The sequence below is a fragment of the Thermostichus sp. OS-CIW-32 genome (assembly GCF_054060415.1).
This window is the reverse complement of sequence record NZ_JBSSDD010000001.1, coordinates 84,000-109,614: the sequence shown is the minus strand read 5'-3', so window position 1 is coordinate 109,614 and position 25,615 is coordinate 84,000. Positions and strand designations below refer to the sequence as shown.

Genomic DNA, 25,615 nt, shown 5'->3' with positions numbered 1-25,615 from the left:
CCCTCAAAGCCTACGCCCCAGCCAAACGGCCACCCTGCGGATCCCTTGCCAGAACTGCAAACGACGTTGCCAGCGGGCAAGGGTATGGCGATTCTCGCGCAGACGATCCCGCAGACGCAGCAACTCAGCCGGGGTGGGAGCCAAGGCCTGTTGAGCTGCTTCTCGCCAATCGGCCATGGCCCGCTCTGTGACCCCAAGAGCCGAGCGCAGCTTCAAAATGACAGGAATGAGAGCAACCAGGGCCAAAAACAGCAAGCCGTTGAGGCCGCAAACTGCCCAGACAGCCCATCCCGAACTCCAATTGGCATTCACAGAGAGCTCCGGGTAGGGATCCCGACAAGGCTCACTGCTGCTGCAGCATCAAGGGGCGCAACACCCGGCCATCCCCCACCACAACCACCGTTGACAGCACCTGCTCACCACGGCGGAAGGTAATCGGCACCGATTGGCCTACCGGGGTATTTTGGATGATCTGCTGCACATGTTGCACGGAGGTGACCCGCTGCCCATCCACTCCAATCAAAATATCGCCCTGGGCCAGACCGGCTCGTTGAGCAGGGCCGTCTTGGAGCAGGCCGACCACCTGCACCCCTCGAACTTGCGGTGCGGGGCCGAACAGACGACGGCTGATGGCGCTCTGGGCTTGCTCGCCGTTCACCGTTTCAATGGCAACTCCAATGAAGCCGTTGCCGACAGCATAGGAGGCAGGCGACCACTGAACCCCGAAGCTGTTGGCGTCGCTGCTGACCTGAACCGTGGAGCCGTGGTGGTTGTAAGCTTCACCCCCAACCGAGTCGCAGGGGTAGGCCACAACTGCATCTGCCAGCAAGAAGGAGATGGGCAGGGCTAGGGCAAGCTTGAACAGATGGGTTGGTTTCTGCATGGTTCGACCCTGGAAACGGTGAAGTAGAAATGAGCTTGAATCCGCGAAGCACTTGGGTGGATGCACCAGCCAGGTGTGGGCAGCTTGCACCGCCCCTCCCTCAGTGATAAACCCAAAATCGCCAACTGTCGATAGGCTTGGCCGTGCTTCTGGGCTGGATCCCAAGGTTTTGCCGGCCTTCCTGTAGCAATTCTTCAAGGTCTTGGGATCCCTGGCAGCACTGGGTTGGCTCGGCGGGGCTCACAAACCGGCAAAGCGATCGGTGGCTTCCAGGAGGGCGGTGCGGATTCCGGGCTCGGTGATGGAATGGCCAGCATCGGGGATCATCCGAAACTCTGCTTCTGGCCAAGCCTGATGTAGCTCCCAAGCAGAGATGGGCGGGCACACCACGTCGTAGCGCCCCTGGACGATCACCGCCGGCAGATGCCGCAGCCGTCCCACCCCCCTGAGGAGCTGATCCTCCGGATCCAAAAAACCGCTGTGGACAAAGTAATGGCACTCAATGCGGGCAAAGGCCTCGGCAAACTCTCCCCGACCAAAGCGCTCGATGAGCTCTGGGCTGGGGATCAACTTGCTGGTGCTGGCCTCCCAGACGGACCAGGCGCGAGCTGCCCTCAGCCGTACCTGGGGATCTGGGTCGTTTAGGCGGCGGTGGTAGGCTGCCAGCAGGTCATCCCGCTCTTCGGGAGGGATCGGCTCCAGGTAATGTTCCCAAGCGTCGGGGAAAAAGTAGCCGGCCCCCGACTGGTAAAACCAGCGGAGCTCAAAAGGGCGCAAGAGAAAAATGCCCCGCAAGATAAACCCTAGGCAGGATTGGGGGTGGGTTTGCCCATAGGCCAGGGCAAGGGCACTGCCCCAGCTGCCCCCGAACACAAACCAGCGATCAATGCCCAGATGCTGGCGCAACTTCTCGATATCCGCCACCAGATCCCAGGTGGTGTTCTCCCGCAGCTCGGCATAGGGGCGACTTTTCCCGCAGCCCCGCTGATCGAACAGCACCACCCGCCAGCGGCTGGGATCGAAATACTGCCGGTAGATGGGATCGATCCCGCCTCCAGGCCCCCCGTGCAAAAACACCACCGGCTTGCCTGCCGGGTTGCCGCACTGCTCGTAGTACAAGGTGTGGAGGGAGGAAACCGCCAGAAAGCCTTGATCGTAGGGCTCGATGGGGGGATAGAGATCGCGCGACATAACTCGAAGCTCTGCTGGTCATCACTCTCAGGGTCTGCGCAGGGCAATGGTGGCCTTGGGCGGGATCCCTTCCTGAAAGGTCTCGCCATCCGCGGCCAGGATGACAAATTGCAGCTCCTGACCCGGCTGGGCGCCCAAATTGCTCCAGGGGATGGCCACCTCCAAACAGGCATCCACCACCGCCTTCACTTGATGGCCGATGGCGTGCCAGGTGTGGTACTCCCCTGCCTGCAAGAGCTGGGCTTGCACCTCTGCCGGATGCTGGCCGGTGCCGGGAGGCGGCAGTGACAACCGCAACAGGTGGCGGTAGTGGTAGTTGAGAGGGGCTTCTGCCGGCAATCCCTGCAGGGGAATGGGGCTGTTGACGGTGACGCGGTTGGGATAGAACCACAGCACCAGCAATTGCCTGGGCCGCTGCACCACCGAGTTAAAATCCAGCCGCAGATAGAGGTTGAAGTGATCGAACCCGTACCAGAGGCGGCGAACGGCGCTGTTGCGGTGCATGGTGCCTCGGGCCGCTCCAATCTCCACCCGCCCCGCTTGGCTCCACTCCCGTTCTGCCGGACGACCGTTGATGGCCGGGTGGATAAACCCCTGCGGCAGGCGATCCCCTAGGCCGTCATGATCCTCCAGGGGAAATTGCAGCACGGTCGGCACCGCCTCTCCCAAAGCAGTGTAGAGCGCCTGCAGGTGCTCCCGAAACAACTGGTCGAAAACGGCATCATGGGCGGAGGAGTGGCCTGCCCCAAACCACCAGAACCAATCGGATCCCTCGGCGGCCCAGAGGGCCTCCCAGGCTTGGGGATTGGCGCGGGGATGATCCTGAATCACCTGACGGGCTTGGGCCAGAAGCTCCCAAGCGCGGTTTTTGACGGGATCCCCAATCCAGGTGGTGAAGTCCGCCTCGATCCAAGAGCCACTGTGCAGCTGCTCTGCCGGCAAAAACTCAGTGGGAGGAAACTGATCCAGAAACTCGGAGACCGTCACCAAGCGCAGCGCCGGGTGCTGGCTGAGGCGGGTGTAAAGGTTTTCCAAGAAGGGCCGGCCATCTTGGGGGTAGTACTCCCAGCAGTTTTCCCCATCCAGAGCGATGGTCACCAGCCAGGGCTGCTCCTGGGGCAGGCGGTTGCGGATGCTCTCCAGATGGCCAATGAGATCTTTGGCGGCAGCATCGGCGGGCATGGCGCTGTAGCTGAAGCCGATCAAATCCGAAAGGCGGTGATCCCGAAAGACAATCGCCAAATCCCCCCGCTCGGTTTCCAGGCGGTAGGGGCGGTAGAGCTTCTCCGGCTCCAGAATGTGGCCCTGCCCATCGCGATGAAAAGGCTGGCCCAGGCTCCACCCCAAAACCCCTTCGTCGGAGATGATCCAATCAAAGCCCTGTTCTTGCACAATCGGCACAATGGCAGGGCTTACGGATTGCTCGGAAGGCCACAGGCCCCGCGGCTCGCGGCCAAAGCGCTCCCGATAGATCTGCTTAGCCCGCTCCAGTTGGGTGTGGACATCCTGCTCCCAGTGAAAGGGGTAGCGAGGTAAGGGCAACCCTGGGCGGGCCACCCGTGCCGAGCGCTCGCTCACCAACAGGGGCAAGATGGGGTGGGTATAGGGGCTGGTGGTCAGCTCCAGTTGGCCGTTGCTCTGCAGTTTGGCGTGTTGGGGCAAGATGGCGCCGAGGATCTGTTGTTGCTTGGCGTAGATCCGCTGCCGATCCGCCAGGGTAAAACCGGATCCCATTTTGATCCAGCCCTCAATCTCAGGATCCTCCTGAAAGAGAGGATCAAACCAAGACAGGTTGTGCCAGGCCAGCAAATCCCCGAAGTCCTGCGGAGTCCAGTACTGCAGACACCAGTTCACCCCCTGAGATTCCCGTTGGTTGTAGAGCTGCCGATAGCGGGGGTAGGGCTCGATCATGGTGGGGTAGTGGCTGTCGAAGAAGCGCTCGACCACAAAGCGCAGTTGATCGGGGCCGAGCTTTTCGACAGGGGATAGGGTCAGTTCCAGGTAAGGATCAAAAGCCGAGCCGGCTACGTACTCTTCGATTTGCACAATCAGGGAGGGCACCAAGTTGACCGTTTGGTGCAGGCGGGGATAGCGCTCCAACAGCAACACCAAGTCCAGGTAATCTTTGATCCCGTGTAGGCGCACCCAAGGCATGCGATATTTACCCGCCACCGGACTTTTGTAGAGGGGTTGGTGTTGGTGCCAAACCAGGGCGACGTGCAGCGGGTAGGTCATGGGCGGTACGGGATCCAACCATCACCCGGATACTAGCCCATCTGTCTGGCTGGCGATCGTAAGAAACTCTTGAATGTCTGAGCTCTGCCGGTGTCGATGGCGGTGGGGAAAAGCTTGCCATTCGGCAGATTCCTCAGGAGAATGGCGGCAAATGGAAGAGCTGAGCCATGACTGCCGCTACCCACCTTCTGGAACAGTCGATCGTTGTCTTTTCCCAAAACTATTTGCCCATTAGCCGGGTCAATATCAAGCGGGCAATCGTGCTGCTGCTAACAGGCAAAGCCGAACCGCTCTCGATGATGAATGTGCCGGTGTGGAAGGTGCGCTCCCCCAACCAGGTCATTGAAGTGCCCGAACATATTCGCCTGACCATCAAGGGCAAAGAGCGCGCTTGGCGCGTGCCCCCTGTGAATCGGCGGGAGGTTTTGCGGCGGGATCACCACACCTGCCAGTATTGTGGCACCACCCACAATTTGACCTTGGATCATGTCGTGCCCCTCTCCAAAGGGGGATCCCACAGTTGGGACAATGTGGTGACGGCTTGCGAACGCTGCAATCAACGCAAGGGCAACCGCACCCCTGAAGAAGCCAACATGCCCCTGCGCAGCAAACCCCGTGCCCCTCTCCACCCGACGGTGGCTTTTGCGGAGCAGTTCTGGCGCGAACACCAAAGTCGGCAAGAGTGACATCCTCCCGGCGCTCATCCTATGGACAGAGCGCGGGCCACCCTTCCCGTCAGCAGGACGGAGTCCTTACCTCGCGGTCGGGCATTCCTGCCCCACGCCACTTGTCTGGGTCTACAACCCCCGACAGAACAACTGGACAGGCGGTTCCCCTTCCCCAGCCTCCCCCCTAGGCACTGCCAGCTCGCAAAACAACCTCTAATCCACCCAGCACAGTTCCCAAGGCTGAGGCTGAGTCCCGATGCACCCGGTACCGGCATTCAGGGCACTGAGGCCCCCCGACGGCCCAGCTGTTGCTAACCATCCCCCAGCACTTGCAACCGATTTGGCCGCTTCCTTTGGGGTCAACCTTGGCAAAGTCCACCCCACCCTTCCAGCAAACCCACTTCAGAAGGCAGAGAATCTATCCCCAGGCAGCCTCGACGCAATCCTTGGGCAACATCCCCCTTGCCCAGCCCTTGGCCTTGAGGTCTTCCACAAAGATCTTCCACAAAGAAAAGATAGAGAGGGTCTGCCCTCGGTCTCAACGCCAATGGGCCCTCTGGAAATGAAACTCTTGGCAACCATTGGCAATGCCCTGCTGCATCCTGGCAACCTGCAGTGGTGCTCTCTTCCAGTGGCAAGACCCCTGCTGTTTTCTCGCCCCCCTGGGTTGCAGCCTTCTCAGCTGGCCTTGCAGGGCTTTGAAGCCCTTGGGCCGTTCCCAAAAGCGCCCTCTGAAGTCGTCAGGAATTGCTCCAAAACCAGGTCAATCCCCGTCGTCCGCCCGTGAGCTGGTTTGTTGGGAGGCATCTGGATAAGCCCAGTACTTGTAGGTTACCGCCAGCATAAGTAGGCTTTACTACAGATTTCGCTCAGGGGTATGGCGGGGATCCATGTATCCCAGTGCTCACCCTGCGGCTAGAGCATGGGACCTATTGCCCCCGCACCCCCGTTAGTTAAAATTGTTGGTACTAGAACTGTAAGGCACAGCTTCTTCTAGCTTTGTCCAGGTTTGCGACTGAGCTACAGGTGCTCTGTTGTGGGCAAAGGGAACTTGCACCTCGGCTGCAGCAAGCAAGATGGGGGTTGGCTTCCTGCTCAGCAGGTTTTGGGAAAGGTTGAAGGTTGTAAGTTGGCTCAGAAGAGGACTGGGTGTTTTGGGGCAGATGAAAAGTAGCTTAGTGCAGCTCGATTATCGAGTTTATAAGTTGGCGCGGCTGTTGAGCGAATATTTGGAGTTGGGGAAATGGGTTGCCCTGTCTGCTGGCTCGCTGGGTGAAGAGCCTTCTGGCAACGAACATCAAGCCTGGCTGCACAAATTTTCAGTTTACTTGTCAGAGCAGGCTCCTTGCCCTGGCCTCAAGGATCGGGATCCCGTAGGCTAGGTAGGCCCTCCCCTGCTGCACTCAACATCCTGCTGCACTCAACATGTGGATCCCTTCTTGGTGGCCGAAGCTCAGTTTTCAGGTTTGGCTGATCTTTATCGGTCGGCTGCTTTCCCAAACTGGAACCGGCTTTACCTTGTTTTATGCCAGTCTCTTTTTTGTGAATCAGGTGGGGCTGACCGCCACCCAAGTGGGCCTGGGGCTAGGCATTATGGCTTTTGCCGGGGTGTTTGGCCGCATCCTGGGCGGCTCGATGGCCGATGGAGCTTGGGGGCGCCGTTCCACTTTGATCCTCTCTCTGGCTATTTCCACCTTGGGGTCGTTTGGGTTTGCGCTCTCCTATGACTTCTGGAGTTTTGCCCTGGCCAATATGGCTGCAGGCTTGGGGCAGGGGTTGTACTGGCCGCCTGCGGAAGCGATTGTAGCAGATCTAACCACTCGTGAGCAGCGCAACGAAGCCTACGCTCTCAACCGTCTGGGGGATAACCTGGGCCTCAGCCTTGGGGTGGCTATGGCCAGCACGCTGGTGGCTCTGACGGGGGCCTATCGGCTCTTGTTTGTAATCGACGGTGTCACTTTTCTAATCTTTCTGGCAGTACTTTGGTTTTTTATCCGGGAAACTCGGGCGACTTGTCCGGCAGCAGAGCCTGTGTTGGCAGGTTGGAAAACCGCCCTTAGAGATCGCTCCCTTTTGGTGTTTGGCCTGTCGAATATCCTGTTCACCACCTATGTGGCCCAGCTCAGCAGCAGCATGCCCCTTTACTTCCGCAATGGGGTAGGGATCCCAGAGGTGCAAATCGGCATTTTGTTTGCCTTGCATGGGGCCTTGATCGCTCTGCTGCAGATGCCGGTGGCCCGTTGGTTGAATCGCCGGACGCGCATCCAAGGGTTGCAGGGATCCGCCCTGATGTGGGGGGTGGGATTTCTTTTGGTTTGGCTTAGCGGTCTGGCGGCGGAATTGGGGGCTCCGGCCCCGGCGGTGGCAGTCTTGGCGCTGGCGGTGCTCTCTTTGGCGTTGGTGAGCTACAACCCCTCTGCCTCTGCTTTGGTGGCGGATTTGGCGCCGGATCACTTGCGGGGGGTGTATCTGTCGGTCAACTCCCTCTGCTGGGCGGCGGGGTTTGCTCTTGGCCCAATGATTGGGGGGATGGCCTTGGACTTGCCGCAACCGTGGGCAAGCGGGTTGTGGATCTTTTGGGTGATCACCGTCAGTTGGGTTTGGGGGATCCTCCGCTTTCTGAACCGCATTCTGCCCTGCAAGGTGAATAGGGCCGCAGTGCCTCCGGTGATGGAGCCCGCTCCCCTCGGTGACGCAGAACGCTAGAGCCCAGGAAAGAAGCAGATTTTGGGATCCCAGTCTTGGCCAACAGCTGGTTAGAGTATGGATGTCGAACAGGAAGGCTAGTTTTGCTCTTGTACCCTGCAATTTGGTCTCAACGGTGGAGGATCTGAATCATGAGCTTGATTGGCAACATCGTCTGGCTAATCTTCGGGGGTTTGCTGACAGGTTTGGGCTACATCTTAGGAGGACTGAGCCTTTGCCTGACAATCATCGGCATTCCCTTTGGCTGGCAGAGCATCAAACTGGGGTTTGCAGTGCTTGCCCCCTTCGGAAAGGAAGTGGTGGAGTATCCCGATGCCAACAGCCCGCTGCTGCTGATCTTTAACGTCATCTGGCTATTGCTGTTTGGCTGGCCGTTGGTGCTTAACCATCTCTTCTGGGCTGTGATTCTGGCAATCACCATTGTTGGGATCCCCTTTGCCAAACAACACATGAAGTTAATTATTTTGTCGTTGTTGCCCTTTGGCCGAGATCTGCGCTGAGAAAGTGGGTGAACCTAGATTGTGGGTTTATTGAGGGGTACGGCCAAACTGGTTATTAGGCATTTCTCACTTGGGATGCAGGAGAGTTTTCTGTCGGGTTGTCAGGATTTGGGGTTGCCAATTGCCAAGGCTGCTCTCGGAGTTGCTCTATTGAACCATCGTCAAACTATTGGTAATGACTTGCCTCGTGTAATTTCCCCAAGTTTGAGCAGCTATGCTGCTGCTTCCTCGTGTTGGGCTGGAGTCATCATTGCCCAACCAAACGCCGGTCACCAGAGGAGGGTTGGGCGTGTAGCCGATAAAGAGCAGATCCTTGTTGGCGGTGGTGGTGCCGGTTTTACCGGCTTCTCCAATGCCGAGCCGGGCAGCAGTGCCGGTGCCGGAGCTGATCACCCCTTGCAGTACGGCTGTCATCTGTTGGGCGACGGTTTCTGGCAGGACAAGTCGCTGAGAACGGGGATCCTCCCGACCAGGGTAAATCTCGCGGCAGGTGCGAAAGTCGTTGGGGTTGGCGCAATCGCTGCTATCCAAGATGCGGCGGATGGTGTGGGGCCTTGACCAAAGGCCACGATTGGCAAAAGGAGTGAAGGCTGCTGTCAACTCCAGCAAGTTCACCTCCATGGTGCCAATCACCATAGAAGGATAGGGTTGCAACGGCGATTGGATGCCCATTTGCCGCGCCATCGCCACCACTTGCTCTAGACCGACTTGTTGGGCCAACCGCAGGGCAATCACGTTTTCGGAGAGGATCAGGCCGCGGGCCAAATCCATAGGGGCCGATCCCGAGCGACAGCCCCGAAAGGTGAGGTTGCCCCAGGTGAGGGGCTCGCAAGACAACACTTGGGAGAGAGGGATCCCCTGGGTGAGGGCAGCCGCATAGGTGAACACTTTGAAGGTGGAGCCCGGCTGCCTTTGAGCTTGGGTAGCCCGGTTGAAGGGGCTGGCGTTGTAGTCGATCCCGCCCACCAAAGCCAGCACTTCGCCGTTGCGGCTGTCGAGACTGACCAAAGCGCCTTGGCTGAAGCCCAAGCGGGATCCGGACTCGCGCACCGTTTGGGCCAGGACTTGCTCTGCCAAACGCTGGTAGGGCAAATGCACCGTGGTTTCGATGATGAAGTTGCCCTCTGCCGAGAGGTCTTGGCCCAAGAGCTGCCGCAGCTCCTGGAAGACGGCACTGTAAAAGTAGGGAGCAACTGTCATGGTTTGGGAGCGCAAATGGGGATTGAGGGTGAGGCGACTGCGCCGGGCCCGCCGAATCTCCTCTTCGGGGAAGACTTTCAGCTCGCTCAGGCGATCCAACACCCGATCCCAGCCTCGAACGGCGGCATCATAGTTGGCGACAGGGTTAAAGGCGTTGGGCGCGGGCAAAATGGCCGCCAAGGTCGCAGCTTCGGAAAGGCTGAGCTGGCGGCTTGGGATCCCGAAATAGAACTGGGCAGCAGTCTCAAAGCCGTAGATGCCGTTGCCCAGGTAAACATTGTTGAGGTAGAGAGCGAGGATTTCGTCTTTGCTGTAGCGCTGTTCCAGCTTCAGGGCGGCGATGGCCTCCCGCAGCTTGCGCCCAAAGGTATTGCCTGAGCCGGTGTAGTCCCGCAGCACGGTGCGGGCCAGTTGTTGGCTGATGGAGCTGCCCCCCTGCTGCACTTCCCCGGAGCGCAGGTTCACCCAAAAGGCGCGGGCAATGCCCAGCAGATCCACCCCAAAGTGGGAGTAAAAGCGGTGATCTTCAGCGGCGACCACCACCTTGGGCAGAATTGGGCCAAAAGCTTCTAGGTTGGGCAGCTCCCGGTAGGTGTCCCCCTGATGGCGGCGCAGCTCCGTCTGCTGATCCCCGGCCAGGACGATCAGGGGGTTGCGATCTGCGGAGAGGGGCGGTTCCACTGAGAACTTGCTCCACTCATGGCCGATCCAAATCCTCGCCCCCAGCCCCAAGACTACCATCAGGATGAGGCAGCCACGCACCCCATACACCTGTGGTGGGGGTGGATCCAGCACTTGAATCCAGACGCTCTCCGGATCCCGAGGCGGGCCAAGGCTCAGTTGCTGGCCATGCCGCAAGATCACCCGGCGCACCCGCTCGACACCACCGAAGGGTTTGAGGCGGAAAACGCCGTTGGTCGAGTCTTGATCTTCTAGCTGGTAGCGACCGGCATTCCACCCCAGCCAGTAGAGAATAGGGGGCAACGGGATCCGCCAACCCAGACCGGGCAGGCGCCAATCCGGGCGGGGACGGATGTGGGCGTGGAGATGGCTCACCGCGGGGGCAGGGATGCGAATGGTGGCCACCGTCTGGCTGCGACCGAGAATGTCGGATCCCTTCAGGGCAACCACCTGGGGGGGCTCTCCTGGGCAGGTAATCCGCAGGCGCACCGGGCGCTTGGGGGGAGGAGGTTCGGGGGGTTTGAGGAGAGCTGTAGGCCCGACAGGGAAAGGCCTCGCCAGAGTTTTGAAGAGGCGAGCGACGGTGCTCAACAGCGGCTTTTTGTCTTCAGAAGCAGACATGGCTCAGTCCCCCCGCAATTCGCGCGCACGGCGCAGCAGCTCCTGCATGGTCTGGCCGGGACGAGGGCCGCCTGCTGCTGAATTGAGGTTACGGGCCTTGGGAGGCCGGGCAACGGGGGCAGCCGGGGGTAGGGTGGGAGAGGAGACAGGAGAAGGGGGTGGAGCACCGCTGGGCAGCGTGGGATCCCAGAGGGCCATGTAAAGGTGACCTTGGGCGCTGCGCTCGATCCTGCCGGCCCAGGGGCCAACGCGGAATTGTACCCGCTCGGAACGCCCCTCGCGCACGGCTCGCAGTTCCCGCTGCAGTTGAGCAGGCAAGGGGGCTTGCAGCATATCCTCCAAGAGGCCTTCCACTTGCGGGGTGGGTACGCCAGCGGTGACGGTGGCTTCGGTTTGCCGCAGGGCCAGGCTGGATTCGTCGTAGGTGAGGCCCAAGTCCACCCCGCCAAAGCGGTACAGGTCGTACACGGTATTGGGCCAAGCGCCCTGCCCCTGCTGGCTGGGGGATCCCAGGCTGGCCCGTACCGTCTCGCGGGAAGTCTCCAAGGGAAAGGCGCGAAACACTGGCCCGCTCCGGGTGTAGGGTTCCAGCTCCGGCGCGGGATCCCGCCGTTTGCTCCGCTCTGAAGCCAAAACAAGGGGCTCAGGGACAAGCTCCCCAGGCATAGGATGGACATTCTCTGGGGCAATGGGATCTTCCACTGCCGGACGAGATCCTGGCCCGGAAACACGGGGGGCCGAGGGGCGCTGCAGCAACTGTCCCCATTGCCAACTCACCAAAACCCAGCCCAGCAGCCCGCCCATCAGAAAGGGAATCAGGCGCACCCAAAGCAGGGATCCCCCGTTCTCGACCTCCGTGGCCGCCGTCAAGGGCCTGAGCCGCAGAGTACCGGCTGTAACCAAGGACGGCGCAGCGGCAGGGAGACCTCCAGAAAGTGGGCCAGAGGCAGCCTCTTCCGACGAGGCGACTGGGACCTGAGGGGCAATAGATCCCTGTGCTCTGGCTTGAATGTGCTCCAGCTCCGCCAACACATTGGCCACCGACTGCGGGCGGGCGGCAGGATCTTTGGCCAGGCAACCGAGGATCAAGTCAGACAAACCGGCGGGCAGCGGAAACTTCAGTCCCCAGTCTTCTAGAGGGATGGGCCGGTGCTTGTGGTGGGCCTGGTACCAGCCCGGGAAAGATTCGGTGGTGGGCTTGAGGGGCATCTCCCCGGACACCATCTGGTACAGCATGATCCCGAAGCTGTAGATGTCGGAACGGACGTCCAGAGGGGATCCCTCCAGTTGTTCTGGGGAAGAATAGGCCAGCGTTCCCAGGTAGGCATGGGTAGAGCTCAAAGATTCATGGCTGTTGAGCAGCTTGGCAATGCCGAAATCTACCAGCTTCGCCAGTTCCCCAAAACTGCTATCAGGCACTACAATCACGTTGGCCGGCTTCAAATCGCGGTGGATCACCTGCACCCGTTGCCCTTCCATGAGGATCCCCTCGTGGGCTGCTTTCAACCCCAAGCCAATTTGACGGGCCAGCCGGAAGAAGCGCTCCAAAGGCAAAGCCCCTGCGGCCAGAATATCCTTGAGAGTTTGGCCGTTCAGGTATTCCATCACATAGAAAGGCACCTCATCGGGGGTAAGGCCATAGTCATTGACTTTGACAATGTGCAGGCTTTTTTGGCCCAAAGCCGCGCAGGCTTTCGCTTCCCGTTCAAAGCGCAGGCGGGTGCGCTGATCCATTGCCGGCTGGGAGAGCAGCTTGACGGCCACTTCCACCCCACCAAAGAGCAAATCTTGAGCCAAATAGACTCGCCCCATGCCCCCCTGTCCCAGCAGATGTACAAGTCGATAACGCTGAGCCAAGAGGCGACCCAAAAAGGGATCCGACGCAGTAAACATAGGGAATCGCGGCGGTACGGAGAACAGGTTTGCAAGAGTCTCGAAGGGATCCGGCAGGAGCGGGCTACCTCTACCATAAGCACTGGAGCCGTTATAGGCCATGCTCACCGCCGTCAATTCGATTGCCCTTGATGTCTTTGCCAATTGTTTACCACCCCGACTACAGTGCCCCCCTGCCGCCGGACCACCGCTTTCCCATGCCGAAATTTCGCCTCTTGCAAGAGCTGCTGCTGCGGGAAGGGGTGATCCGCCCCCAACAAGTGCACCACCCCGAGCTGCCCTCCCTCGCCTGGATTGAGTCGGTACATACCCCTGAGTACGTCAGAGCCTACTGTGAGGGATCCCTGGAGGCCAAGCTGCAGCGGCGCATCGGCCTGCCCTGGAGCCCGGAGCTGGTGCAGCGCACCTGTCGAGCGGTGGGGGGTACCGTCTTGACCGCCCAATTGGCCCTGCGCCACGGCCTGGCCTGCAACACCGCCGGCGGCACCCACCATGCCTTCCCCGCCTACGGCTCCGGCTTTTGCATCTTCAACGACCTGGCCATTGCCGCCCAAGTCCTGCTGCAGCAAGGGCTGGTGCAAAGGCTCTTGATCGTGGATCTGGATGTCCATCAAGGAGATGGCACTGCTTGGATCTTTCGCTCCGAGCCGCGGGTGTTCACCTTTTCCATGCACTGCGAGGCCAATTTCCCCGCCACCAAACAACAGAGCGACCTGGACGTGCCCCTGCCAGTAGGCATGGAAGATGAAGCCTATCTCCAGACTTTGGCCGACCACTTGCCCGATCTGTTGGCTCAGGTGCGCCCTGACCTGGTGCTCTACGATGCCGGTGTGGATCCCCACGAGGAAGATCTCCTGGGCAAGCTGGCCCTTAGCGACCAGGGCCTGTTTCGGCGGGACATGCAAGTGCTGAACACTTGTCTAAAGCAGGGCTATCCTGTCGCCTGCGTCATCGGCGGCGGCTACGGCAAAGACCTCAACCGCCTCGTGTATCGCCACTCCCTGCTGCACCGGGCTGCCAGCGAAGTGTACCGCCAATACCGTCTTTAGCCGGGCGCAAACTAGGCGTATTCGGCAATCACTACTGTGATGTTGTCTCGCCCGCCCCGCTCTTTGGCCGCCTCGATGAGCTTTAGGGGAAGTTGCTCCAAATCTTCCACCTGCAGGCAATACTCGATGATCACTTCGTCGTCTAACTCCTCCGTCAGGCCGTCGCTACACAACAGCAGGCGATCCCCCGGACGCACGGTAATCGGCTGCACAGAAGGCGGCCCCGCATCAGGCCGGCCCAGGCAGCGCTCGAGAATATGTCGCCAGGGGTGAATCCGGGCCTGCTCGTAGGTCAACTCCCCCAGTCGAATGGAGCGAGCCACTAAGGTGTGATCCTCGGTCATTTGCTGCATCTCGGATCCCCGTAGGCGATAGAGGCGAGAATCGCCAATGTGAGCACTCCAGCAGTTGCCCTTGGGATCCACCATGGCCACCACCACCGTAGTGCCCATGTCTGCCCGCTCTGGATTTTCCCGCTGATCCTTGAGGATGGCACTGTTGGCTGCTTCTACGGCTTCGCTGAGCAACCGGGGTGCCGGCACGTTTTTCCAGCCTCGATCCAGATATTCTCGGATGGTCTCGACAGCCAACAGGCTGGCTGTAGCCCCGGCAGCATGTCCTCCCATACCATCGGCAACAATAAAATAGCGCCCCTCTGGATCGCAGTAGTAGGCATCCTGATTGCTGCTGCGGATCTTGCCGGGATCCGTAGCGCAGGCATATCGTCGCATCACATCAATCGCTCTGACCGATTCAACCTTAAGAGTACTCTGATTAAAGCAAGAGCAGCGAGGGCAGCCAAAACCAAAGTGATAACCGTTAAGGTAGCATGTCCGGCCAAAAAGAGCTGAGTTGCGCTCAAAAAAAAGGCCGCAAACAACACCCCGTAAATGACTCCCAGCCCGGTGTTGTTCAGCTTGCGCAGCAAGCGCTCCGTCTCGCTGGATCGCACCCGCAGGCGTAGCTCCCCTTGTTCTATCTTGCTCAAGGTCGACTCGATCCGGCGCGGCAAGCTGAGGCTGCTGCTGGTGAACTCAGCCGCTTGACGGCCAACCTGGGCCAAGAGGGTCTCGGTCTCGCTTCCGTTTAAACTCATCAGCTCCTCCGCAAAGGGTTTGGCCACTTCCATAAAGTCGAACTCCGGATCCAGCCCCTTCCCCAGCCCCTCCAACGTGGTCAGGGCCCGCATCACAAAAGTAAAGGTAGCCGGAAAACGAAACGGCTGATCGTAGGCCAGCTCGTAAAGGTCTTCGCTAATGGCCGCCACCGAGATTTCTCCCGAGTTGCTGGAAAAGGGTTTGTCCATAAAGTGATCCAGCATGTACTGCACCGAGCGGCGCACCGGAGCCAGATCGGCGGTGGGCACCAGCACCCCCAGTTCCACCAGCGAGGCCACCACCTGATCGGCATTTTTGGAGACCACACCTGCCAGCGTGCCCATCAGCTTTTCTTTCACATCGGAGGGCAGGCGGCCCATCATGCCGAAGTCGTAGAAGATCAGCGTGCCATCGGGCTTCACGGCAATGTTGCCGGGGTGGGGATCGGCGTGAAAAAAACCATCCTTGAGCAGTTGCCGCAGATAAGCCTCTGCCCCCAGACGAGCCAAAACCTTGCGATCCAACCCTGCCGCACTCAAGGCTTCGTAATCGCTGATTTTGATCCCCGGCAGGTATTCCAATGTCAACAGGCGAGGAGAGGTGTAACGCCAATACACTTTGGGAACAGCAATTTGCGGCATATCCCGAAAGTTGCGACGGAAGGTATCGGCATTGCGGCCCTCATTGAGGTAATCCACCTCTTCCCAGAGGGTGCGCCGACACTCTTCGTAGATGCCGATCCAGTCGCGGCCCGGCCCGCCCCAAGAGGTGCGATACTGAAAGAACTCGGCAATCCCACGGCAGATCTCCAAATCGATGGTGAACAGCCGGGTCAGCCCCGGACGCTGCACCTTCACCACCACCTCTTCCCCGGTTTTCAGCTTGGCGCGATGCACCTGCCCCAAGCTGGCAGCGGCCAAAGGGGTGGGATCAAAGTAGCTGTAGATTTGGGTTATCGGCCTGCCCAGCTCCTGCTGCACAATTGCCGCCACCTGTTCGTAGCTGAAAGCAGGCACCCGATCCTGCAGCTTGGAGAGCTCCTCGACATATTCCGAGGGGAAGAGATCGGCGCGGGTGGAGAAAAACTGCCCCACTTTAATAAAAGTAGGGCCTAAGTTAAGCAGCGTTTCGCGGATCCAAATGGCTCTGGCCCGGCGGCGCTGGGCCTTTCGCTCGGGCGTGGGTTGTCCCCCATAGCTCCAAGCCTGCTGATCCAGCCAAAGGTAAAACAGCCAGGTGAGCACAAATCGCCAAATGTCCAGCATGCGGCCCTGGCGAGTATAGTTCTCCCGGGCCCAGCGGTAGGCGGTATAGGGCTTGACGGGTTGTGATCCCAAAGAAGTCCGGGATCCCAAAAGGCTCGCGTTCAAGCGTTTCGACTCCGGTACTTCTGCAACTCGGAGCGCAGCTGCGCCACTTCCGCCCGCAAGTCGTCCAGAGTTGCCTGCAAATCTTCTGTCTGGAAAGGCAGCGGCACCCTTTCCTGGGCAGCCATGGATGCTTCTGCCTCAGCCCGGGTCATGACATCCTGGGCAAAGGTTTGCCAGCCCTCCTGCAGCTCAGCCCACACCTTGCCCACTTCCCCGGCAATATCGGTGAGGGCGCTTTCCAAACGCTCGCGCAGAACGTCTGCCACAGCCCTGCCGACAAAAAAAGCCTGCACAACCGGATTCTTCATGCGACCCAAGTGTTAAGAAGCATCACCCAGATTATAACGAATCCTGCTCAAACACAGCGGCGAGCCGACCCACCCGAACAGCAGCGGATCGATCGGCCCGGCGGATTGGGGAGTTCGTCCAGTCCTAGCGGCGGTTGGTGGTCATGTCAGGGATCTTCAGATCGAAGACGCTGATGTTTTGCCGTGCAGCCGGCTTGGGATTGAGCATGCGGGCCATGTTGAGGAAGTTTTCTGGATCCCCGGGTTTGGGAGGACGGGTGAGACGATAGGTGCGCACCACTTCCCGCGTCGAGCGCTTCACGCCGGAGACATCGCGCCAACGGGCTCCATAGCGGGGGGTTACCAGGTTGGCGGGCTTTTCCGACAGGCGACGGCGTTGGTAAGGCACCACATCGTCCCCAAAGGCGGCATTGTACTCTTCGCTATCCACCACAGCGTCGATGAAGCCATCTAGCCCCTTGGTGGCAACGATGATGGAGTACTTGATGCGCTCCTGTTGGCTGTAGGTGGGCCGACCCAAAAAGCGCTGGAAGGTGACCTCGATGAAGCGGTAGTTGTCGTTGGGAACCATGACCAGATCCCGGTACACCTCCGACTTGCCCAGGCCGCGCACAAACTCTTTGACCGAGATTGCCCCGTTGCGCAATTGGGACTCCAGAGCTTTTTGCCGATAACTCTCCAGCATCAGATGCTCGCTGAAGATCTGGCGATAGGCAGCGCGAATGATGTTGTCGATACCTGTCGGGTCGTCAGGACGGTAGACGGGCGGGGTTTCGTCGCTGGGCACAAAGTAGCGAGGCACCCGCTCATTTTGGGTGGTGGGGCGATCGGCAAGCAACGGAAGAGACATAGGTGGTGCTCCTGAAAAAACGAGAAAAACCGAGAAAGACACACTAGAGCAGAGAAGCTAAGGCTCGGCAGCCAACTCCTGCCGGCTCATCTGGACGCGGAGAGGGATCAGAGGATCGGCATCTTCCAGGGCCATCTGGAGCGCAGCCTCGACTGAGGGGCGCAGAGATTGTTCACCCTGGCGAGCCAAGTCCGTCAGGGATCCAACGGCGGCGTAGCGGACTCCCCAATCGGCATCGGCAAGACATTGCCGCAACAGTTGCAAGGCTCGCTCTTGATCGAGCAAGGGCCGCTTGGCCGCCACTCGTCCTAGCCCACGGGTCGCCGCCCGTCGCACACTGGGGGCAAAGTCCGCTACAATGGCTTCCGCCAAAAAGGGGTAGGCATCCCCATGGCCAATACGGGCCAGAGCCCGCACCGAATAGGCCCGCGCCCCGTAATCGAAACCGTCAATATGGCTCAGCAAGGGCTGCACCGCGGCTTCCCCAAAGCGCAGCACTTCCTCCAGGGCGGCTTCCCCCACTGCAGGGCGATTGAACCCAAAGGCGCGAATTAAGATGGGGATCCCTTCCACTTGGCCCAAAGCGCCCAGCGCCCTCACCACCCGCAACAATTCCTCAGGCGACGTGGCCTGCTCCAATTCTGCTGCCAGTTGAGCCACAGCAATGGGAAACGCTTGAGCAGCCGAGGCGGAGGACATAGGCAACGAATAGTCAAAGGTACACTTGAAACCGCTGATCAAAGGCACTGAGCGCCCCAGGATCCTAGAAGAGCTTCTCCAGTTGCGGCAGGATCACCGCCGTCACCTGAGCCAGCGGCACCCACCCCAACTGAAGCGCCACATCGAACAGCCGCTTCAGAGCATTGATGCGCAGGTTGAGAGCCACGTCGGCTGTGGCCAGCAGCGGCGCCCCCGCCACCCATCCCGATTCGGCCAGGTCGAACAAAGCGGCCTGTCGTAGGCTGGAGTTGGAGTGGGCCAGTAGCGCCACCAGGATTTGGGTCAGCTCCTCGGCTTGCGTAAAGCGATAGAGCACCCAAGCCGCTGCCGAACGCACCCGCTCAGAGGGATGGTTCAAAAAGGGCCGGATCGCTGCCTCAGCCTCGGTGGCCTGAAGCTGACCCAAGGCCTCGATAAGGGCTTCCCAGGGCTGCTCCTGCTCGCGGGACTGCAACAGTGCCAGCAAGGGATCCACTGCTCGCTTGTCCCCCAATTGAGCCAAGGCATAGGCAGCCTCTTCCCGCACATGAAAGTCGGTACAAGTGAGCGCCTCGATCAAACCGGGCACGGCCCGCACGTCCCCGATTTGCCCCAGGGCCTTAGCGGCATTGCGGCGCAGAGGATAGCCCCCCAAGGCGGTGCGATCCCGTTCATCCTGCAACGCCAAAAGCAGTGGCTCTACCCCACGTGGATCCCGAACTGTGCCCAAGTACCAGGCGGCATAGTAGCGATCTTGCAAGTCATCCCCTTGCAGCCGGGCTATCGCCTGCTCCCAGCTAAGCTGCTGTGGCAGCACCGCCGTGTTGGATGCCATACGAACCGTTGCAGAGCTGTTCATGACACCTGGGCAACCTTGCCGGTAACTTCAGTTAGCCGTCGAGCATCCCTTACTCAGCAGCACCGTTGTCCTGAGCAGGAGAGGCATTGGCTCCCGACAAGGCAGTGACCTGCACGATTTTGCCACCCATCCGCAGAATGCGCTGCATCTCGGCAGACAACCGACTGTAGGGAACGGTGGCGCTCAGGGTGCTGCGGCGAACTTTGGCAGAGGTGGCCAGAGCATCGGGAGGGTTGAGCAGGCCGGTGTACTCAACTCGGTAAACCCGGCTGCCGGCTTCTGTCAGAGCTTCAGGGCTGGTGGTGCTTTGACCGAACATCGCTTTCCCCAATTATTATCAGATTTCGTTTAGAGGACTGTCAGGGGCAACCAAGCGCCGGACAAGCTGTACCGGCTACTTTCGCGGGCCAGCCGCGTTGCCACCAGGCAATGTCTAGAACCCAGAGGTTAACTCCCCCAGACTAGAGAGCAGGCGACTAACCCAACTGGCTCAAAGGGAGCCGAGGCGCTAAGCCAACCTAGAAATAGGTGGAATAGACCTCTCTGGAGCCGCCGCCTGCTCTGGAGAGATACACACTTGGAAGACGAAGAAAGAGATCGTCCCCTCCCAACAAGCGGGGATCTTTGCCCTGGGATCCCTTAGCTGAGGGCGTTGATGGCGTAATCGAAGTAGATGGCAGCTTCGTTGGCCGCTTGGCCGCTCAGCATGCCCAGAGCGCGGCTCTTCATGTACTGCAGAGCCACGATGTACCAGCTGGGAGAGAGGTTAAAGGAGCGGTTCACTTCCCGCAGCCCGGCTACCAAGTATTCATCGAGGGGGCCGGTGCCACCCGCAACCAGGGAATAGGTGATGAAGCGGAGGTAGTAGCCGATGTCGCGGGCACACTTGGCCTGAAACACATCGCCGTGGCCCATTTCACCCGGCTGGGTCAAGTAAGGGAACCTCTTGAACACCTCCTGCACCGCTTCCCGCACCAGGGTTTGCTGGTTGTTGGTTAGGACACGGGCCGCTTCCAGAGAAGCAGCAGCACGCTGGTAACGACCATTCACGGCCTGCAGCTCGCTGGCATTCAGAAAACGCCCTTGATTGTCAGCGGCAGCAATCGCTTCAGTGATGACGGTTTTCACCTTGCAACTCCTAAATTCATCAATTGTGTTGTTAACGAACATTCTGTAGGAAAGGCGGACTGGATCTCCACCTGCCTATCAGAAATGAAGGGATCTAACCGATCTAAAAAGGGACGACTAAGCCAGCTTCGACCCAAAGCTCAAACGATGGCGGCAGCAGCCTTATCGAAGTAGCTGGCCACTTCGCTTTGCAGCGCAGAGCAGTCGCCAGGGGTGATGCCTTTCGGATCCATGATCTTGGCCAGGGCTTCTTTCTTCATGGCAGCAATGCCGTTGGCCACAGAAGTGGTGGGCACCCCCAGAGCAATGTAGGTTTCCCGCAGGCCGTTTAGGCAGCGATCTTCCAGCACAGAGCTATCCCCGGCCAAAGTGGCATAGGTGATGTAGCGCAAGATGATCTCCATGTCCCGTAGGCAGGCGGCCATGCGACGGTTGGTGTAGGCATTGCCACCGGGAGCGATCAGATCCGGCTCTTGAGCAAACAAAGACCGAGCTGCGTTGGTTACGATTTGGGCGGCGTTGCTGGTCATGCGGTTGACGGCATCCAGGCGCTTGTTGCCCTCTGCCACCAAAGCCGCCAGACGGTCAAAGTCTTGGTCACTTAAAAAGGCACCGCGTGCATCTGCCTGAGCGATCACCCGGGTAAAGGCGTCTTGCATGATGGATCTCCTTCTGGTCTTTCCAAAAAGCGATGAGCGACTGGCTGAACCTCCCAAAAGCCAAATCCCAAGCTTTTTTGCGGGATCCTCTTTGACCTCCAAAAACTGGGGATTCCGTGGCAGCAGGCTGCTCAAAACTACCCCCACCGAACCCCCCAATTTTTAGATAGGTCAAGAACCTCTGCGACTTTCAGACAGCCGAGCATCCAGCCTAATTTTATATCGCGGGAGGGATGAGTGTTTTGTGAAGATTTACAAACCCATCGATACCAAAATGTCTGCTTAGCCTGGGATCCCTGGACTATGGAGCGCAGCAGGGGGGAAATGGGTCTGCGGGCTGGCTCACAAAATGTAAACATTTGTTTTGAGATGGAAGCAACCTGAGTTGGCGCCCTCCTGAACAGAACTGACGTTCTCCCCACGGCTAAAGCCGGGGGATTTTTCCGCCGCTCCACGCTCCTCGCGCTTCGGTCAGCGCTCTGGAGGGGTCACCTCTTGCAGAGCCGCTTTGAGGGCTCGACAAAAGTGGGCTATTTGCTGCAGTCCCTCTTCAGGCGTGGGGGCTTTCGCCAGCCGTTGCACAAATGCGCTGCCCACAATCGCTGCATCTGCCCCCCAGAGGGCGATCTGGCGGGCCTGGTCTGGAGTGGAGATGCCGAAGCCCACCCCAATCGGCAGAGGGGTTTGTTGGCGCAGTTGCTGCAGCAAAGCCGGGATCCGCTTTTCCAGGGTGGCCCGTTCGCCGGTAACGCCGGTAGTGCTCACCAAGTAGACAAAGCCACTGGACTGCTGGGCAATGCGGCGCATGCGCTCTGGGGGGCTGGTAGGTGCCACCAGCAGGATGAGGTCGATCCCTTCGGCCTGGGCTGCTTGTCGCAGGGATCCCGCCTCTTCCAGAGGCAAATCGGGGACGACCAAACCGGCACAGCCGGCCTGCCGCAGTTGATGCAGAAAGTTGGGGATGCCGAGCTGGTGGATGGGGTTGTAGTAGGTGAACAGGATCAGGGGGGCCTGCAGCGAGAGACAGCGCAAGCCTTGTAGAATGGCGCCCAAAGTGACTCCCCGGCTGAGGGCGCGGGTGGCTGCCGCTTGGATCACCGGCCCATCCGCCAAGGGATCCGAGTAAGGTACTCCCAACTCGATGAGATCGGCGCCACTCTGATCCAGAACCTGCAAAGCCTCAAAGGTGGTTTCCAAGTTGGGATCCCCAGCGGTGAGGTAGGGGATGAGGGCTTTTTCACCACGGCTGCGCAGCGCCTGAAAGCAGGCTGTGATCCGAGTGGGCATGGGATCCATTCGATTCTGAGGAGATTGAGAGCATCCCCCACTGTAGCGTCTGCCGGGATCCCTAGGGGAGAGGCACAAAATCGTAGCCGGTACCGGAGCGGTTGCCGGGCTCAACCCGCACCAGCACATGGGGAGCATTGCGGTCGCCGGAGGGCAAGAAGCGCACTTCTCCCGAAGCCCCGTCCTGGAGGAGGAAGTTGGGATCCTGCAAACGGGCCAGCACAGCGTTGCGGCTGGTGGCTCCTTGGCTGAAAGCTTGCAAGAAAACCCGGGTGGCATCATAAGCCAGAGCGGTGCGCCAGCTCACCTGCCCTCCCCAGAGCTGGGCTGCCTTCTGGGCAAACTCGCGGTTGCGCGGCACCTGGGGATGCCAGGGTACCGCCACCACCAAGCCCTCTACCGCTGCTCCCCCTTCTTGCAATGTGGTGAGGCTGAAGAGCACATCGCCGCCCAGAAGAGCAAGGGGCTTACCAGCTACAGCGTTCTCGCGGGCTACGGCCAGCGCTTTTTCGGCTACGGAAGCCGTGGGAGCTAAAAAAGCTACCTGGGCTCCTTGGCCGACGGCCCTTTGCAGGCTGGCCTGGGGGTTGAAGTCCGACGCCGATAAGTCGAACTCCGCCAGCACGATGCCCCCTTCGCTGGTCAGGGTGGAGGCAAAGGCGTCCCGCAGGCTGGTACTGTAAGCGCTGTTGGGGTTGTAGAAGATGGCCACCCTTTGCAGCCGCAACGTGCTGAGAGCATAACGGGCCAGTTGTGTGCCGGCCACTTGATCCGAGGGCACGGTGCGAAAAATGGCATCCCCCAGCATGCTGATGCGAGTGCTGGTGGAGGTGGAGGAGATCATCGCCAAGCCGGCAGGCTGATAAACCTCGGCTGCAGCCAGGGTGGCATCGCTGGTGTTATGGCCAATCACCCCCAAGATCTCAGGCTGCGCCACCAGGGCTTTGGCCACCGCTGCTGCTCGCTCAGGGTTATCGCCATCGTCGGCAATCACTACCCGCAGCAGCCGTCCTCCGATTCCCCCCTGTTGGAAAAGCTCCTCCTGAGCTTGCGCCACCCCGCGCAGGGTCTCTTTGGCGCGGTTGGGGTTGCTGGAGATGGGCACCACCACCGCCAGGCTCAAGGGACTGCCCTGCTGCTGGGCACGGGCATTGTTCAAGAAAATGCGAGCTTCCGGGTCGTTGCGGTTGCTTTGCAGCCCCATCTCCAACACCGGGATGGCTGCGCTGAGGTTACCTTGGCGCAACAGCTCTGCAGCGGCAACGGCAGCGGGACTGCTATCGGCAAACAAGGTGCGCTCGCCGCTGGTCAGGAGCAGATCTTGTGCTCCACCCCCCAACCCTGGCAGCGATACTGGCGGTAGAGAAATGCTTTCCGGCCAGCGAACATAGCCCGCCTGCCAAGCGCGATGACCGCCCCAGAGTAGCAATAGCCCCAAGGCAATGTAGACAATGGGTGGTGGAGACTTGGCAACCATATATCATATTATTATTTATTATAGAGATTATTATTTATTATAGAGAGAGAAAACGCTAGCTTTTGGCCAGCAAAGACACTGCTTGTATCCTCAGGAATCCTCAAAAGTCATCTTTCCAAGGATCTCTAAGGATCTCCGACTATGCATCAGCATGAGTGCGGGAGTATGTCACGGACCGGGACGGTAGGAAGGGCTGTTGCGGTATTGGCGCTCTAGCTGCTCCCCAATGGAAATGGGAACGGATGAGGTCTCGGAGGGCTCTTCTGGCGAGGTGCCGATCTGCGTCTCGGTCTCCACATTGAACTGCCGAGATGTTGCCCAAACCACTGCTGCAATCAGCAAAAGGACGATAGCGGCACCGTAAAGAAAGGCGACGATGGCCATCGGGTCAATGGTTTAGCTTTCCCCTTCCATGATAAAGGCTGTCGAGAATTACCCACTTCAGGATCCCTTAGAGCAAGCCCTATGGGACTGGCACCGAGGAGAGACCAAGGGATCCCTGCTCTTGCATGCCTACGGCCTGGAGGGGATCCCGTTGGCGGAAGAGCCCCAGGTGGTCTCCCCAGAGGTGTTCTTCACCCAGGAGCTGCCGGAGGTGGAGGCCATGGCTTTGGATCTATGCCGCGGTCGGGTGCTGGACATCGGCGCCGGCACGGGCCGCCACAGCCTGCTGCTGCAGGAGGAAGGATTGGCCGTGGCTGCCTTGGATCGCTCCCCGGTGGCGTTGCAGATCATGGCAGAGCGGGGGGTGCGCTGCCGCATTGCCGCCGATCTTTTCCACTGGGCGGGGCCAGGAGAGCCCTTCGATACCCTACTCCTGCTGATGAACGGCGTCGGCTTGGCGGGATCCCTGTCGGGCTTGGAGCGTTTTTTGCGCCTGGCTCGCCACTGGGTTCAGCCCACTGGCCAGTTGCTCCTGGATTCCACCGATTTGAGCGATGCCAGCGACCTCGCAGATCTGCGGAATCTGCCGGCAGAAGAGGGAGGGCGTTTAGAAAACTTGGAAGATCCCTCTGGCAAGCTGGCCGCTCCTGCCCACCTCGAAGCAGGTGGCTCAGAAGATTGGCAGGAAGGGAGCGAGGCAAAAGCCAAGGTAGTGAACTTTGTAGCCGAGTACAACGGCCAGCGGGGGGATCCCTTTCCCTGGCTATTTGTAGATCCGGAAACCCTGCTGCAGTGTGCCCACGCCAACGGCTGGCAGGGGCAGATTGTCTATCAAGAGCCGGAGGGGGCTTTTCTGGCACGCCTCACCCCCTTCTGAAGGACTCGCTAGTGGGAAAGGATCTGGGATAAAAACAGGCGGGAGCGCTCTTCTTTCGGATTGCTGAAAAACTCTTGGGGGGTGTTTTCCTCCACGATCTTGCCGCGGTCGAAGAAGATAATCCGATCCGCCACCTCGCGGGCAAAGCCCATCTCGTGGGTTACACACACCATGGTCATCCCCGAGCGGGCCAACTCCCGCATCACGTCCAGCACCTCCTTGATCATCTCTGGATCCAAGGCCGAGGTGGGCTCATCGAAGAGCATCACCGCCGGATTCATGGCCAAGGCGCGGGCAATCGCCACCCGCTGCTGCTGCCCCCCCGAAAGTTGCCCCGGGTATTTTTCTGCTTGCTCGGCGATCCCCACGCGGCTTAGCAGTTCCATAGCCCGCTCTATCGCCTCACTTTTTTTCATCTTTTTCACGTGGATTGGGCCAAGGGTTACATTTTGCAAAACCGTGAGATGGGGAAACAGGTTGAACTGTTGAAAAACCATGCCCACCTCGCGGCGAATGGCATCGATGTTGCGCAGGTCGCTGGTTAGCTCAATGCCATCTACCACAATGCGCCCTCTCTGGTGTTCTTCTAAGCGGTTCAACGTGCGAATAAACGTTGACTTGCCCGAACCTGAAGGCCCACAGACCACCACCACCTCTCCGCGGCGGATGCGGGTGGTAATGCCCTTGAGGACGTGGAAATCGCCGTACCATTTGTGAACATCTTCGCATTGGATAATGTCAGCGCTGGCTGCACTTTGCGGAGAGAGTGAAGACCTTATGTGCGGGGATCCTTGCATGGGTGGGTGACTCCCTAAGTTTCACCAAAGCAGGCATGGGTACCATGGCAGAACTGGCCGAGCCACAACCGTAGCCTCTGCAACATTTCCATACGCCCTGACATGTAAGGCTTTGAGAAAATCGTAGGCGCCTATGGCAAACCATTCTATGGGGTGTGGGGTGTGGCAGGAGTGTAACCCAATGGCACGGTATCTC

General features: G+C 59.5%; 26 protein-coding genes. 6 read left to right on the top strand and 20 right to left on the bottom strand.

What is annotated here, in order from left to right:
* Positions 1 to 3: 3 nt before the first annotated feature.
* From ACVWY8_RS00565 to ACVWY8_RS00550, 4 genes are all read right to left on the bottom strand, one after another.
* Positions 4 to 312, bottom strand: coding sequence for a hypothetical protein (locus ACVWY8_RS00565; RefSeq protein WP_457392514.1), 309 nt, complete (start codon positions 310 to 312; stop codon positions 4 to 6).
* A 31-nt stretch (positions 313 to 343) separates the two neighbouring features.
* Positions 344 to 883 carry a PDZ domain-containing protein gene (locus ACVWY8_RS00560; RefSeq protein ID WP_414344114.1) on the bottom strand — a complete coding sequence of 180 codons (540 nt, stop codon included), beginning with the start codon at positions 881 to 883 and terminating at the stop codon, positions 344 to 346.
* Positions 884 to 1,123: 240 nt separating this feature from the next.
* The gene (gene pip, locus ACVWY8_RS00555) at positions 1,124 to 2,074 is read right to left on the bottom strand and encodes a prolyl aminopeptidase (RefSeq protein WP_414344113.1); all 951 of its coding nucleotides are present in this window, start codon (positions 2,072 to 2,074) and stop codon (positions 1,124 to 1,126) included.
* Positions 2,075 to 2,101: 27 nt separating this feature from the next.
* Positions 2,102 to 4,309: a glycoside hydrolase gene (locus ACVWY8_RS00550; protein WP_457392517.1), complete on the bottom strand. Its 2,208-nt coding sequence runs from the start codon at positions 4,307 to 4,309 to the stop codon at positions 2,102 to 2,104.
* Between the two features lie 167 nt (positions 4,310 to 4,476).
* Here ACVWY8_RS00550 and ACVWY8_RS00545 point away from each other — a divergent pair, with 167 nt between their 5' ends.
* The gene (locus ACVWY8_RS00545) at positions 4,477 to 4,995 is read left to right on the top strand and encodes an HNH endonuclease (RefSeq protein ID WP_414344109.1); all 519 of its coding nucleotides are present in this window, start codon (positions 4,477 to 4,479) and stop codon (positions 4,993 to 4,995) included.
* 166 nt (positions 4,996 to 5,161) lie between these two features.
* Here the strand turns inward: ACVWY8_RS00545 and ACVWY8_RS00540 are convergent, their stop codons facing one another.
* A complete protein-coding gene (locus tag ACVWY8_RS00540) occupies positions 5,162 to 5,383 on the bottom strand; it encodes a hypothetical protein (RefSeq protein WP_457396780.1) in 222 nt (73 codons plus the stop codon).
* Between the two features lie 757 nt (positions 5,384 to 6,140).
* Between ACVWY8_RS00540 and ACVWY8_RS00535 the strand changes: the two genes are divergently transcribed.
* From ACVWY8_RS00535 to ACVWY8_RS00525, 3 genes are all read left to right on the top strand, one after another.
* Positions 6,141 to 6,359, top strand: coding sequence for a hypothetical protein (locus ACVWY8_RS00535; RefSeq protein ID WP_414331694.1), 219 nt, complete (start codon positions 6,141 to 6,143; stop codon positions 6,357 to 6,359).
* A gap of 43 nt (positions 6,360 to 6,402) precedes the next feature.
* A complete protein-coding gene (locus tag ACVWY8_RS00530; RefSeq protein ID WP_011432585.1) occupies positions 6,403 to 7,683 on the top strand; it encodes an MDR family MFS transporter in 1,281 nt (426 codons plus the stop codon).
* A 131-nt stretch (positions 7,684 to 7,814) separates the two neighbouring features.
* Positions 7,815 to 8,183: a YccF domain-containing protein gene (locus ACVWY8_RS00525; protein WP_457392520.1), complete on the top strand. Its 369-nt coding sequence runs from the start codon at positions 7,815 to 7,817 to the stop codon at positions 8,181 to 8,183.
* A gap of 147 nt (positions 8,184 to 8,330) precedes the next feature.
* On the opposite strand, the gene ACVWY8_RS00520 is transcribed toward ACVWY8_RS00525, so the two are convergent.
* Together ACVWY8_RS00520 and ACVWY8_RS00515 are read right to left on the bottom strand one after the other, a co-directional pair.
* Entirely contained in the window at positions 8,331 to 10,685 is a 2,355-nt protein-coding gene (locus tag ACVWY8_RS00520; protein ID WP_457392522.1) for a transglycosylase domain-containing protein, read from the bottom strand.
* A 3-nt stretch (positions 10,686 to 10,688) separates the two neighbouring features.
* The gene (locus ACVWY8_RS00515; RefSeq protein ID WP_457392524.1) at positions 10,689 to 12,578 is read right to left on the bottom strand and encodes a serine/threonine-protein kinase; all 1,890 of its coding nucleotides are present in this window, start codon (positions 12,576 to 12,578) and stop codon (positions 10,689 to 10,691) included.
* A gap of 131 nt (positions 12,579 to 12,709) precedes the next feature.
* On the opposite strand from ACVWY8_RS00515, the gene ACVWY8_RS00510 reads away from it, so the two are divergent.
* Positions 12,710 to 13,627 carry a histone deacetylase family protein gene (locus ACVWY8_RS00510; protein ID WP_457392527.1) on the top strand — a complete coding sequence of 306 codons (918 nt, stop codon included), beginning with the start codon at positions 12,710 to 12,712 and terminating at the stop codon, positions 13,625 to 13,627.
* Positions 13,628 to 13,638: 11 nt separating this feature from the next.
* Here the strand turns inward: ACVWY8_RS00510 and ACVWY8_RS00505 are convergent, their stop codons facing one another.
* The 12 genes from ACVWY8_RS00505 to ACVWY8_RS00450 all read right to left on the bottom strand — a co-directional run bounded on the left by ACVWY8_RS00505 (position 13,639) and on the right by ACVWY8_RS00450 (position 23,745).
* Positions 13,639 to 14,358 (bottom strand): PP2C family protein-serine/threonine phosphatase, encoded by a 720-nt coding sequence (locus ACVWY8_RS00505; protein WP_414388222.1) that lies wholly within the window; start codon positions 14,356 to 14,358, stop codon positions 13,639 to 13,641.
* A complete protein-coding gene (locus ACVWY8_RS00500; protein WP_457392529.1) occupies positions 14,358 to 16,061 on the bottom strand; it encodes an ABC1 kinase family protein in 1,704 nt (567 codons plus the stop codon). Before ACVWY8_RS00500 ends, ACVWY8_RS00505 begins: the two co-directional genes overlap by 1 nt.
* A 29-nt stretch (positions 16,062 to 16,090) precedes the next feature.
* On the bottom strand, positions 16,091 to 16,402 hold the full coding sequence (locus tag ACVWY8_RS00495; RefSeq protein ID WP_457392531.1) for a DUF6825 family protein: 312 nt from the start codon (positions 16,400 to 16,402) through the stop codon (positions 16,091 to 16,093).
* 124 nt (positions 16,403 to 16,526) lie between these two features.
* The gene (locus ACVWY8_RS00490) at positions 16,527 to 17,252 is read right to left on the bottom strand and encodes a phycobilisome rod-core linker polypeptide (protein WP_414406383.1); all 726 of its coding nucleotides are present in this window, start codon (positions 17,250 to 17,252) and stop codon (positions 16,527 to 16,529) included.
* 57 nt (positions 17,253 to 17,309) lie between these two features.
* The gene (locus ACVWY8_RS00485) at positions 17,310 to 17,951 is read right to left on the bottom strand and encodes a HEAT repeat domain-containing protein (protein WP_457392534.1); all 642 of its coding nucleotides are present in this window, start codon (positions 17,949 to 17,951) and stop codon (positions 17,310 to 17,312) included.
* A gap of 64 nt (positions 17,952 to 18,015) precedes the next feature.
* Positions 18,016 to 18,786 (bottom strand): HEAT repeat domain-containing protein, encoded by a 771-nt coding sequence (locus ACVWY8_RS00480; RefSeq protein WP_457392537.1) that lies wholly within the window; start codon positions 18,784 to 18,786, stop codon positions 18,016 to 18,018.
* A 73-nt stretch (positions 18,787 to 18,859) separates the two neighbouring features.
* A complete protein-coding gene (locus ACVWY8_RS00475) occupies positions 18,860 to 19,129 on the bottom strand; it encodes a phycobilisome linker polypeptide (protein ID WP_414349914.1) in 270 nt (89 codons plus the stop codon).
* Positions 19,130 to 19,449: 320 nt separating this feature from the next.
* Positions 19,450 to 19,980 carry a phycocyanin subunit alpha gene (locus ACVWY8_RS00470; protein WP_457385328.1) on the bottom strand — a complete coding sequence of 177 codons (531 nt, stop codon included), beginning with the start codon at positions 19,978 to 19,980 and terminating at the stop codon, positions 19,450 to 19,452.
* Between the two features lie 98 nt (positions 19,981 to 20,078).
* Positions 20,079 to 20,597, bottom strand: a complete 519-nt coding sequence (locus tag ACVWY8_RS00465; protein WP_011432573.1) for a phycocyanin subunit beta — start codon at positions 20,595 to 20,597, stop codon at positions 20,079 to 20,081.
* A gap of 471 nt (positions 20,598 to 21,068) precedes the next feature.
* Entirely contained in the window at positions 21,069 to 21,884 is an 816-nt protein-coding gene (gene trpA / locus ACVWY8_RS00460; protein WP_457392539.1) for a tryptophan synthase subunit alpha, read from the bottom strand.
* Between the two features lie 61 nt (positions 21,885 to 21,945).
* A complete protein-coding gene (locus ACVWY8_RS00455; protein WP_457392542.1) occupies positions 21,946 to 23,361 on the bottom strand; it encodes an ABC transporter substrate-binding protein in 1,416 nt (471 codons plus the stop codon).
* A 168-nt stretch (positions 23,362 to 23,529) separates the two neighbouring features.
* Positions 23,530 to 23,745: a hypothetical protein gene (locus ACVWY8_RS00450; RefSeq protein ID WP_457392544.1), complete on the bottom strand. Its 216-nt coding sequence runs from the start codon at positions 23,743 to 23,745 to the stop codon at positions 23,530 to 23,532.
* 28 nt (positions 23,746 to 23,773) lie between these two features.
* On the opposite strand from ACVWY8_RS00450, the gene ACVWY8_RS00445 reads away from it, so the two are divergent.
* Positions 23,774 to 24,622 (top strand): class I SAM-dependent methyltransferase, encoded by an 849-nt coding sequence (locus ACVWY8_RS00445; RefSeq protein ID WP_457392546.1) that lies wholly within the window; start codon positions 23,774 to 23,776, stop codon positions 24,620 to 24,622.
* Positions 24,623 to 24,630: 8 nt separating this feature from the next.
* Here the strand turns inward: ACVWY8_RS00445 and ACVWY8_RS00440 are convergent, their stop codons facing one another.
* Positions 24,631 to 25,419, bottom strand: a complete 789-nt coding sequence (locus ACVWY8_RS00440) for an amino acid ABC transporter ATP-binding protein (RefSeq protein WP_011432567.1) — start codon at positions 25,417 to 25,419, stop codon at positions 24,631 to 24,633.
* Between the last annotated feature and the right edge of the window lie 196 nt (positions 25,420 to 25,615).